Source organism: Mesorhizobium sp. USDA 4132 (assembly GCF_056279545.1).
On the sequence record NZ_JBWCCP010000002.1, the window covers coordinates 960,372 to 971,032 of the forward strand.

Here is a 10,661-nt window from a genome sequence, read left to right on the forward strand (position 1 = left end):
AGCACTCTTGTTTGGTGCAGCCTCTGAAAGGTGCTAAAGAATTAATTTTCGGACTTGTCCCAGGCCTCGGCGATCTGATGCCCCTGGGCGAACCAGACACCGGGGAACGTTTGTATCCACTGGATGAATTCCCTGAGCAGCGCGATCCGTGACGGCCGGCCGATGACCTGAGGGTGCATCGTCAAATTGAACAGGCCGCCCCACCGGTAAATCTCGCGGAATTCATCCTGCCATACCTTCAGAATATGGTCGTTGGTGACGATGGTGCGTGGCGCGCGTACAGAAAAGAGCGCGAATGGCGCGTCGTCCAGGCTCCAGTGCACCGGCAGTTCAATCGGTCCATCGGATCCGTCTTCAAGGTGGTGCCGGTAAGGGTTGACGGTATCCATGAAGGAGCTGTCGTAGAAAAAACTATAACGTTTCAGCAGGCCGATCATATTCGGCGATGTCTCCCAGGCCGGTGACCGATAGCCTGTCGGTACGATGCCTACCGTCTTCTTCAAGGCTTCCAGACCCTTGACAAGAATCTCTTCCTCCTGTTCCGGCTGGTCAGGATTGACCCATTCGTGCAGATAGCCGTGGTGGCCAACTTCATGTCCCTTGGCGACAATCATCTCCAACCGGCCGGAGTGCTTCTCTGCGGTCCACCCGGGGACGAAAAAGGTCGCCATAACGCCAGCATCACTTAAGACTTCGAGGATCATTGGGACCCCCACTTTGGAGCCGTAGCTGCCCTGGGATAGCGTGCCAGGACGGCGGGCGTTGTCTGGGTCTCGCGACAGCCAAAGAGTTTCGGCATCGAAATCGAACGAGAGCATGACTGCCACTCGGTGTTGACCTGGCCAGCTGATAGGACCGAAGTGCTCCACAATCTTACTCCTGAAAATGTCCCCCGGAGGCGAGCCAGCCGCCGTCGACGGCAACTATCTGGCCGTTGACGAACGAGGCCTGATCGGACCCCAGGAAAGCGATCACCTCCGCCACTTCCGTCGAATCGCCGACCCGCCGCAACGGCGTCCCGGCAATCATCGCTCGGCGGTATTCGGGGTCGTTGTCGATCTTGGTACGCGTCATCGCCGTCAGAATGCAGCCGGGCGCAACGGCGTTTACCCGTATACCTTCCGGACCGACCTCCGCGCTCAACTGCCGCGTGAGCTGCGAGATGCCTCCCTTGCTTGCAGCGTAAGCGGTAGTTCCCACGCGGCCGACTTCGCCATATACGGAAGCAAGATTGACAATAGCCCCGCCGGGACGACGGAGCAGCGGCAGAAGTTCGCGCGTCAGCCGGATAACAGAGCGAAGATTAATGCCGAGAATCCGGTCGAGCAGGGCATCATCGGTTTCAGCGATGCGTTTTGAGCCGCCTACGCCGGCGCAATTGACTAAGAGGTCGAGATCGCCCAGTTCGCCCGCGGCTTCTGCGATCCGCTTCGGCGCGGAGTCCTCGGAAAGGTCGGCGGAGACTGTGATCGCGGGGACCCCGCCGAGTTGCGATACGTCCAGATCGACCGCAAGGACACACGCTCCACGTCCTATCAGAAGATCAATTGTCGCCCGGCCGATCCCGCTGTTCGCGCCGGTGACGACCGCGTTCCTGCCATGAAAACTATGCAAGACGGCCTCCATCAACAGGCAGCGCCACGCCGGTCGTGTATGACGCTGCGCCGCTGGCGAGGTAAAGCACTGCTTCCGTGACCTCGTTCGCCTCGCCAAAACGTTTCATTGGATGAAGATCCTTGTAGATCTGGCGGCGCATTTCTGAGTCGGCTCCGGCTGCCGCAAAGTTCCGCTCCAGCATTGGCGACGTTATCGACCCGGGACAGACTGAGTTGACGCGGATGCCTTCTTCGGCCAGCGATAGCGCGAGGCTGCGGGTTAGCAGTGATACGGCTCCTTTGGTTGTCGAGTAGGCGCCGAGCGCACGTGATCCGGCCAAGCCCGCCGTGGAACCGTAGGTCACGATGTTGCCTTTACGCTGTCTCAGCGCTGTCAGGGTAAGTTGGACGGCAAGCAGCGTGCCGCGAACATTCAACGACAGCATCTGGTCGAACTCTTCCGCGTCCACTTCCAACAGTGGCTTGCCACTTCCGAGAGTTCCACCAGCGGTTACCAATACATCGATTCCCAGGTTGAGATCCATCCCGTCCCAAGCCTGCCGCATGTCCGTAACGGACGTAAGGTCGCAACGAACCGCAATGGCATTTTCACCGATTGCGGCGCAGAGTTCCCTAAGTTTGGCTTCACTACGATCGACAAGATAGAGTCGCTCGGCCCCTTCACGGGCAAATGCCTGCGACAGATCGGCGCCTAGAGCACCGGCTGCGCCGGTGATCAATACCGTTTTCCCCGTAAACCGCATCACGTTCGTCCTTTCCCCAAATAGAATTCGCGCAGCTCCTCGACATTAAGATCGGGACCGTTCTTTCGCGAATAGGCAAAGCGGCCTTCACGCAGAATGTGCACCTCGTCTGCAAGCTCAAGCGCCATCGAGACGTTCTGTTCGACGAGCAGCATGGTCAGGCCGCGTGTCCTCAGCTTGCGGATAATGTCGGAGATCTCACCCACTACCTTCGGGGCGAGTGCTGCCGAAGGCTCATCGAGCAGCAACATGCTCGGCCTCGCCATCAATGCCCGCCCGAGCGACAGCATCTGACGCTCGCCGCCAGAGAGAAGTCCGGCCGGCGCTTTGTGGCGGGCCTTGAGGCGCGGGAACTCGGCATAGACCATCTCGACGTCTTCGGCTATGCCAGCCTTATCCTTACGGCGGTGATAGGCGCCAATCAGGATGTTCTCATAAACGCTCAAGCCTGCGAGAACCTCCTTGCCCTGTGGGACGAGGCATAGTCCTGCAGCCGCCATTGCATGTGCACCCGCGCCGTCGATCCGCTTGCCGTCGAGCAGAATTTCTCCGCTGGTTGGTTGCACCAGGCCGGCGAGTGTTTTGAGAGCGGTCGACTTGCCGGTCCCATTGCTGCCAAGGATCGCGCTCAACCCGCCCTTTGTTATGGTGAAGTCGAGACCGTAGAGAATTTGGACTTTGCCGTACCCGGCATTGACGTTCTTGCACTCAAGCATGGGAAGCCCGCCCTAATCCGATATAGGCTTCAATGACCTTGGGGTCCCGAACGACGTGGTCGGGCATCCCATCTGCAATCTTCTGTCCGTAGTCGAGGACGACGACTCGGTCGCAGACGGATTGAACGACACGCATGACGTGTTCGACGAGCAGAACCGTCACGCGGAAATCGTCCCGCATACGGCGGATCATCTCGATGAGCCGATCTACGTTGATGGGCGAAAGCCCGGCTGCCGGTTCGTCGAGAATGAAGATCCTCGGGCTGGTTGCGAGGCCGCGCGCCAGTTCGACCATTCTCTGCTGCCCAATTGACAGGTCCGTGGCGAGTTTCGTGGCATGTTTTTCCATCTCGAAAAGGGCCAGCATGTCGCGCGCTTGGCTGGTTGCCTGTTCCCGCCACGCCCGTGCGTTGCGACGGTTCAAGAAGGACGACACGTATCCGGGCCCGGACTGTTCCTGGAGCGCCAGAACGATGTTCTGTTCGACGGTCAAGCTGGCAAAGAGCCTGATCATCTGGAAGGTGCGAACGACCCCGTGCATGGCGATAAGATGCGGAGCAGTTCCGGAGAAATCTTTGCCGTCGATCAGGACGCGACCGCTGGTCGGCGCGAGAACGCCGGTCAGAAGATTGACAACAGTCGACTTCCCCGAGCCGTTCGGCCCGATCAAACCAACGATTTCGCCCTCGTTGACGGAGAAGTCGAGCGCGTTGAGCGCCACCATCCCCTCGAAATGCTTGGTGAGGGCTTCGGCCTGAATGATCGGAGCCATGGGTTTCTTTTCCGTTGTCATTTCGCTCTCCATTGAGAGAATTTTCCCGCAAGCCCCTGCGGAGCAAACATGGTGACCAGAACCAGCACGCCACCGTAAAAGATGTGCTTGTAGTCGGCGAGGTTAGAGAGCAGTTCAGGTAAAGCGACCAGAAGGACTGCACCGAGAACTGGCCCCCAGAAGCGTCCGCGGCCGCCGAGGACCACCATCGCCACAATCGATGCCGAGGCGAGCACGGTATAGTCGTCAGGCGTGACGCCGCGTATGTGATAGGCAAGAAGAACACCTGCTCCACCCGCAAATGCCGACGATACCGCCAATGCGACGAGTTTGATCTTCTTAGAGTTGATGCCAATCGTACGTGCCAGCGTTTCATCGTCCCTGATCGCCTGAAGAGCATCTCCGAAACGCGACTGCGTCAGCAAATGAATGGCCACCAGGAAAATGACGGCAATTGCCAGCACCAGATAGAAATATGAGGAAAGAGTCGTGAAGCCAGCGACCGGTACCACTTCAATCCCGTATTGCCCGCCGGTGAACTTTGTCCATTGCGACAGGACAAGGTAGACGATTGTCTGGAATGCGATGGTCATAATCGCCAGGAAATGCCCTTGCGCCCGTAGAAGCGGCAGGCCGAGCAGAAAGCCGAACAGGCCAGCAACGAGCATGCCTAGCGGCAGGTTGATCAAGAACGTAGTTCCGAAATCCCTGCCGAGGATGGCTGCTGTATAGGCTCCAATTCCCATGAAAGCAGCATGAGCAAAGGAATAGAGGCCCGTCCACCCCATGACGATATCAAGGCTGCTGGCCAGGATAATGTAGATGCAAACCACGATGGCGATGTTGATCGCATATCCGCTACCCAATAGGACCGAGACGGCGGCAAGTGCTGCCGCTGCGATAACAATGAGGAAAATGGTACGCATATCAGGACCGATCCGTCTTGATGCCGAACAGGCCTTGAGGACGTACCGTCAGGACGGCCATCACGAAGATGAACCCGACAATGTCCCGGAGCGCGTTGCCGAGATAGCCGGTGACCAGGGATTCGATGATGCCCAGACCGAGGCCCGCAATGATAGCGCCCTCGATGCTTCCCATGCCAGCCAGCACGACGATTACGAATGCCTTCATGACGATCAGGCTGCCGGCGTTCGGCTGGACAGTAAAAACGGTGGCCATTAGCGCGCCGGCAAGTCCGGCAAGAGCCGCGCCGATAGCAAACGTCACAACGCCCACTCGACGGACATTTATACCGCAAATTCGCGCCACTGTTGCGTTCTCCGACATGGCACGAAGCGACAGCCCGACCCAGGTGTACTTCAGCACAAGCAGAAGGGCGATTACTGTTACGGCCGCAAATACCACGATCGCAAGCCGCTCGCTGGTCAGGAAGACATCTCCGATCTGGATGGCGCCACGTGGGAGTCCGCTTTTAGCAAGCATCGGCTCTGGTCCTGCAACCTTAAGTGCTACGTTCTGCAGGACAATCGACAATCCGAACGACGCGATGATGACGTTGGTTGGGTCTTTCCGGGCTATGGGAACGAAGATGGCTCGCTCCACGAATGAGCCAAATAGGATCATCACTACAATCACCAAGAGGATTGAAGGAAAAGGACTAAGCCCGAGAATGTGCGTGCCGACAACGGCCACATAACCCCCGACCATGTAGAATTCGCCATGGGCGAAGTTCACGATTTTCAGGATTCCGAAGATGAGCGTCAGGCCGAGCGCCACGAGGACGTAGCTCGATCCGATAACAACTCCGTTGGCAAAGAATTGTTGGAAAAGTATCAAGGTCAAGGTTCCTGTCCGAGGCGCGGGAATGGAGACGGGTACGGGAGCGGATAGTGGCTCCCGTACCCGAGCTCGGGCGGCTTAGTTGAAAGGGAGCCACTCGCGCTTGCCGTTCTTGACGATGGCAAGGCCGACTAGGAACTCCACGCTGCCCTTGTCGTCGAATTTAGCCGTCGTTCCATCCGGTCCCTGGGTCAGGGGAAAATCTCGCATATTCAGAAGCTGCTGTTGGATTCCCGCGCCGTCCGGCTTTCCGACGCGGCGAGCTGCCTCGATGAGTAGGCCCATCGAGTCGAAGCCAATGGCGCTGTAGACATCAGGTTCCTTATGATAGGCCGCTCGAAATTCTTTTGCGAATTCAGCGCCGTGACGGTTGGGCGTCCTTGGTTCGAACATAGAGGACACGGCAAACCCTTCAGACGCAGGCCCGGCGAGTTCGATCAGTTTGTCGCTCATCATTGAACCCGACCCGACAATTCGTGTCTGGACGCCAAGCTCGCCTGCCTGCCTGATGATCTGCGCGCCGGAGTCCATGAGGCCGGCAATATATACGGCCGAGGGTGACTGAGCCCGGATGTTTGTCAGAGAAGAATAGAAGTCTTTGTCGCCTGGGTTGTATGCCTCCATAGCGATGACCTTCCCGCCGGCGGCTTGATAATTTGCCTTGAAATCGTCAGCCAGCGACTTGCCATAAATCGAGTTCTCGTAGAGCACCGCTACAGTCTTTGCGTTCAGCTTGGTGAGAGTGTCGACCGCGGTTTGCTTGGCCTGGGTATTGCTTCCTGGAAACGCGCGGAAGAACCAAGGATCGCCAGCAGTGTTGGCATCGGTTACGGCTGAGGACGTTGAGCCAGCCGAAATCATTGGGACTCTGTATTCCTTCGCCACCTTGCTTTCTGCCGCAGCGACGGCGCTGACATACGTGCCGCTTATGCCGACGACGCCATCCTGTTCAATAAGCTTTCGAATGGCGGTTACGCCCTTGGTCGGATTACCTTCATCGTCTTCGATGAAAATCTTCACGTCCTGACCAAAAACCCCACCGTTTTTGTTTGCCCGCTTAACGGCAAATTCAATGCCTTCCCGGATCGACGTGCCGGCGAGAGAAGCCGGGCCGGATAGTGGAAGAGAAACGCCGAGCTTCAATTGTTCGGCGAACGCTTCGGACATTACGGCGGATGAAATTATGACGGACATTCCCGCGGCGATCGCCACTCTGAACCAGATAGCCATGCTCTCCTCCTAAGTTTGGCATATGCGATATTTTATATTGTAATGCGATATTTTATATCTTATTATGCTTCGAATCATTGGTCAAGCGGTATGCAGGGGGTCGCGTCTGTGAACGACGACAATTCGTTATTTGTGAAATCTCTGGCAAAGGCGTTTCAGCTCCTGGAAGCCTTTGAGAAAAGTGGGGATGGTGGGAGGCTTACTCATAAGGAGATGAAACAGCTCACTGGTTTGGACGCGAGCACGATCCAGCGACTGTCTCACACGCTGGTGCAGCTGGGTTATCTGGAACGCGGGCAAAATCGGACGTATGTGCTCGGCAAGAAGTTTCTGCACTTCACCTTCGAATATCTGCGGCACTCCCAGACCATTCAGCGCGCCAGCCCGATTTTGATGGATCTCCAGAATGAGACGGGTGAGCGCATCGACCTCAGCCTGTTCGAGGATGTGGAAATTGTTTATGCGCTTCGCCGCCAATCGAAGCGCGAAACATTCTTTGCGACCCTTACAGGTCGCCGCGTTCCCTCGTTTGCAGCATCCGGCGGGCGCGCGGTGATGTCACACCTCCCACGCGACGTCGTGGAAGACATACTCGACCGATCGAATCTCGTTCCGCAATCGCCAAAGACGGTCACGGACAGAAGCGGGATACTAGCTGAGATCGAGAAGGCCCGCGATATTGGTTATGCTCTGTGCGTGGAGCAGATGCTGATCGGAGAAATCGTCCTCGCATCAGCCATCTTTGACGAGCGAAATACGCCTATCGGCGCGGTGCATATTGCCGCCTCTCTGTCAGACTGGGATCCCGAGACCTTCTGCCGCAAGCATGCGCCGCTGGCGATCTCAGCTGCGCGGATGATCTCCAACAGGTCTTGACGACAAGGCAAGACATGTTGGCGGCAGAATGTGGCCGGCGCATTATCCAGATCAGCGTCTTGGGCATCCGACTTATTGTGTCGCTATGCGGCCTGTTGCTTTTCAAAAACGAAGCTGCCCTCTTGGCGAAAGTCAAAGAACTAGTCACCGTCGAGCACGACTCGCAATGTTCGCGCCAGCCGGAAGATGACTCCTCTCATAACGGCAATCCTTCGCCGGAAGCGCTGAGCGCGAGCTCAGAACGATGGCAGCAGATGTTATCTTTCCAACTTTCTTGTTGACATAAGTTATCTATCTCTCATAGGCTCTTCCCATGCCGAGAGGCACAAGAGAAATACCGGGAGGAGAACAAGATGAATTCCTTAATCGGATCCCGCACGCGGGGCGCGGGCGCGAAATTGCACGTGGCTGCGCTTGTCGCCACTGGTTTATTTTATACCAATCCTGCGTTCGCCGCCGACGTCATCCGGATCGCATCGCCTTACCAGACTACAACGCTCGATCCGATGCGCTCAGCAGCGGCCGGCAATATAGAAACCTACGGTCAGCTTTACTCGCGCCTGCTGCGCCGCAACTCCGACACTGGCGCGCTGGAGCCGGGGCTTGCGGAGAAATGGGGGATTTCGCCGGACGGCAAGACCTACACCTTTCATTTGCGCGATGCGAATTTCTCCGACGGCTCACCGATAACGGCCGGTGACGTGGCTTTCAGCCTCGAGCGAGTGCGGAGCGACAAGAAATCGGCTTATCCCGCGCCACTCGGTGCGTTGGAGTCGGTGACGGCGGCCGATTCAAAGACAGTGTTGGTCACGCTCAAGTCGGCTTTCGCACCGTTCCTCGGGAATGCGGAGATCTGGAACATGGCCATCGTCTCAAAAGCCGATGTCGACAAGCGAGGTGAAGAAGCAGCCTTCGCCACCGTACCGGTCACGTCCGGCCCCTACGAAGTCAAGCAGTGGAAGCCGAACGAAAGGCTTATCCTGGAGCCTAATCCGCATTACTGGCGCAAGGGCTACCCGAAGTCGGATAGTACGGTCGAACTGATCGAGGTTGCCTCGCCTGAAACCCGTATCGCGATGCTGAAGGCCGGCGAGATCGATGCCGTGCGGGCGGTGCCGTGGACGCAGATCGACGAACTGAAGGCGGTCGACACGGTCGATATTCGGCTCGAACCCTCGACCACAATCTATATGACCCTACTAAACCACAAGCGTGCGCCCTTTTCCGATCTGAAGGCCCGGCAGGCGGCTGGCATGGCGATCGACAATAAGGCGATGGCCAAAGCCATCACGCGCGGTTATGCCGAGCCGGCAAACACCACGCTGCCGGGCAGCGTTGATTTCCATGACAAGGATTATCCGGGCATCCCCTATGATCCCGCCAAGGCGAAGGAACTGCTCGCCGAATCCGGCATGGTGGGGCACGAAGTGAAGATCCTGGCGGCGGCAGACGCGCCCTCCCAGCAGACGGCGCTGCTCATCCAGGCGCAATGGCAGGCGATCGGCCTGAAGCCGGTCATCGTCAATGTCGACAGCGGCGCCTGGTGGGATGCCACCGGCAAGGGCGACTACGACGCTGCGGCCAACTGGTGGTACAACGAGACGCCCGATCCCGATCTCGCTGTCCGCTGGGCGGTGTGTGGAAGCTGCGGTTCCAACTCCTACAACACCTTCTATGCGAACCCGAAGGTGGACGAACTCGTCGAGCAGGGCACCAAGGAGGCCGAACCGGTCAAGCGCGCGGAGATCTACAAGGAAATCCAGAAGATCACCACGGAAGAGGTCGCGCAGATTCCGCTCTACTATGCGCCGAATGCGGTTGCCTATTCCAAGCGTCTGCAAGGCCTCAAGCTGACCCCCTCGCTGCAATGGACCCTGGAAGAGACGTCCATCGGCCAGTGATCCGCCTCAGGCGCGCCCCAATCAGGGGCGTGCCCTTGACGCTCGAACCGGAGAACCGGATTTGTCCCTTCTGCGACTCATTTCGCGGCGCCTGCTGCAATTGATCGGCGTGCTCGCGGGCATCAGCCTCGTGACGTTTCTGTTGGTCCACATGGCCCCGGGCGATCCAGCGCGGCTTATGGCCGGGGAAAGGGCGAGCCTCGAGACCATCGCGGCGATCCGTTCGCAGTATGGGCTCGATCTGCCGCTCTGGCGCCAGTTCCTGACCTATCTCGCCAACCTCGTTTGGGGCGATATCGGCCTGTCGCTGCGCTTTCAGCGGCCGGTGAGCCAGCTTATCGAGCAGTTCATGTGGCCGACATTGTTCCTGACCTGCTACGTGCTGTGCCTCGCCATCCCGCCGACTGTCGCGCTCGCCATCCTCGGCGCCCGGCGTCCAGGCGGCATCGCCGACCAGATCATTCGTCTGGTGGGGATTGCCGGCCTCACCATCCCGGTGTTCTGGCTGGGTATCATGATGTCGCGCTTCTTCGGCGTCAGCCTCGGCTGGTTCCCCGTCTCGGGTTACGGCGCCGGTTTCACGGGCCATCTTCATCACCTCTTCCTGCCAGCCCTGTCGACGGCGATCTGGCTGGTGCCGGTTCTGACCCAGAGCCTGCGCGCCGCTCTCATTGAAAAGACCACGGCCGACTTCGTCACGGCCGCGCGGGCGCAGGGCGCGACGGAACGGCAAATCTTCTGGCAGACCATGTTGCCGAACGCCGTGCTGCCGACCCTCAACCTGCTCGGCGTCATGGTGGCTTTCATGATCGGCGGCGCCATCATCGTCGAAACCGTCTATGCGGTGCCCGGCCTTGGCACGCTGATGGTCAATGCGTTGCTCGGCCGCGACTATTACGTCGTGCAGGGCCTGACGCTGATCTTTGCGGTCTCGACCGTCCTGATCACGCTGATGGTGGACCTGCTCACCGCCTTTATCGACCCGCGCGTCCGGCTCTGAGGAG

At 58.3% G+C, this 10,661-nt stretch carries 12 protein-coding genes; 4 read left to right on the forward strand and 8 right to left on the reverse strand.

Translation table 11 applies throughout. The features are described from left to right. Positions 1-41: 41 nt before the first annotated feature. The 8 genes from ACZ9IU_RS27235 to ACZ9IU_RS27270 form a co-directional block, all read right to left on the reverse strand. Positions 42-818, reverse strand: a complete 777-nt coding sequence (locus ACZ9IU_RS27235) for a polysaccharide deacetylase family protein (protein ID WP_051900470.1) — start codon at positions 816-818, stop codon at positions 42-44. A gap of 55 nt (positions 819-873) precedes the next feature. After that, positions 874-1,614 (reverse strand): SDR family NAD(P)-dependent oxidoreductase, encoded by a 741-nt coding sequence (locus ACZ9IU_RS27240; RefSeq protein ID WP_498957819.1) that lies wholly within the window; start codon positions 1,612-1,614, stop codon positions 874-876. Then, a complete protein-coding gene (locus ACZ9IU_RS27245; RefSeq protein WP_157885303.1) occupies positions 1,607-2,335 on the reverse strand; it encodes an SDR family NAD(P)-dependent oxidoreductase in 729 nt (242 codons plus the stop codon). Before ACZ9IU_RS27245 ends, ACZ9IU_RS27240 begins: the two co-directional genes overlap by 8 nt. Before the next feature lie 23 nt (positions 2,336-2,358). Beyond that, positions 2,359-3,075, reverse strand: a complete 717-nt coding sequence (locus tag ACZ9IU_RS27250; protein WP_040124797.1) for an ABC transporter ATP-binding protein — start codon at positions 3,073-3,075, stop codon at positions 2,359-2,361. After that, positions 3,068-3,847, reverse strand: coding sequence for an ABC transporter ATP-binding protein (locus ACZ9IU_RS27255; protein ID WP_040125783.1), 780 nt, complete (start codon positions 3,845-3,847; stop codon positions 3,068-3,070). The genes ACZ9IU_RS27250 and ACZ9IU_RS27255 overlap by 8 nt, the downstream gene beginning before the upstream one ends. Before the next feature lie 17 nt (positions 3,848-3,864). Further along, positions 3,865-4,773 carry a branched-chain amino acid ABC transporter permease gene (locus ACZ9IU_RS27260; protein WP_040124795.1) on the reverse strand — a complete coding sequence of 303 codons (909 nt, stop codon included), beginning with the start codon at positions 4,771-4,773 and terminating at the stop codon, positions 3,865-3,867. 1 nt (position 4,774) lies between these two features. Next, a complete protein-coding gene (locus ACZ9IU_RS27265) occupies positions 4,775-5,653 on the reverse strand; it encodes a branched-chain amino acid ABC transporter permease (protein ID WP_244447556.1) in 879 nt (292 codons plus the stop codon). A gap of 75 nt (positions 5,654-5,728) precedes the next feature. Then, complete coding sequence (locus tag ACZ9IU_RS27270; RefSeq protein WP_051900469.1) at positions 5,729-6,880, reverse strand: ABC transporter substrate-binding protein; 1,152 nt, start codon at positions 6,878-6,880, stop codon at positions 5,729-5,731. A 108-nt stretch (positions 6,881-6,988) separates the two neighbouring features. Here ACZ9IU_RS27270 and ACZ9IU_RS27275 point away from each other — a divergent pair, with 108 nt between their 5' ends. From ACZ9IU_RS27275 to ACZ9IU_RS27290, 4 genes are all read left to right on the forward strand, one after another. Continuing rightward, entirely contained in the window at positions 6,989-7,756 is a 768-nt protein-coding gene (locus tag ACZ9IU_RS27275; RefSeq protein WP_244447555.1) for an IclR family transcriptional regulator, read from the forward strand. Between the two features lie 14 nt (positions 7,757-7,770). Beyond that, positions 7,771-8,037 carry a hypothetical protein gene (locus ACZ9IU_RS27280; protein WP_040124792.1) on the forward strand — a complete coding sequence of 89 codons (267 nt, stop codon included), beginning with the start codon at positions 7,771-7,773 and terminating at the stop codon, positions 8,035-8,037. 72 nt (positions 8,038-8,109) lie between these two features. Next, positions 8,110-9,657 carry an ABC transporter substrate-binding protein gene (locus ACZ9IU_RS27285; protein ID WP_040124791.1) on the forward strand — a complete coding sequence of 516 codons (1,548 nt, stop codon included), beginning with the start codon at positions 8,110-8,112 and terminating at the stop codon, positions 9,655-9,657. A gap of 61 nt (positions 9,658-9,718) precedes the next feature. After that, positions 9,719-10,657, forward strand: coding sequence for an ABC transporter permease (locus ACZ9IU_RS27290; RefSeq protein ID WP_040124789.1), 939 nt, complete (start codon positions 9,719-9,721; stop codon positions 10,655-10,657). The last annotated feature ends 4 nt before the right edge of the window (positions 10,658-10,661 follow it).

Excerpts from the sequence above, each read along its gene's own strand:
- ACZ9IU_RS27235 (WP_051900470.1), bottom strand. The coding sequence starts at position 818 with ATGCTCTCGTTCGATTTCGATGCCGAAACTCTTTGGCTGTCGCGAGAC.
- ACZ9IU_RS27250 (WP_040124797.1), bottom strand. The coding sequence starts at position 3,075 with ATGCTTGAGTGCAAGAACGTCAATGCCGGGTACGGCAAAGTCCAAATT.
- ACZ9IU_RS27255 (WP_040125783.1), bottom strand. The coding sequence starts at position 3,847 with ATGGCTCCGATCATTCAGGCCGAAGCCCTCACCAAGCATTTCGAGGGG.
- ACZ9IU_RS27260 (WP_040124795.1), bottom strand. The coding sequence starts at position 4,773 with ATGCGTACCATTTTCCTCATTGTTATCGCAGCGGCAGCACTTGCCGCC.
- ACZ9IU_RS27270 (WP_051900469.1), bottom strand. The coding sequence starts at position 6,880 with ATGGCTATCTGGTTCAGAGTGGCGATCGCCGCGGGAATGTCCGTCATA.
- ACZ9IU_RS27280 (WP_040124792.1), top strand. The coding sequence starts at position 7,771 with ATGTTGGCGGCAGAATGTGGCCGGCGCATTATCCAGATCAGCGTCTTG.
- ACZ9IU_RS27285 (WP_040124791.1), top strand. The coding sequence starts at position 8,110 with ATGAATTCCTTAATCGGATCCCGCACGCGGGGCGCGGGCGCGAAATTG.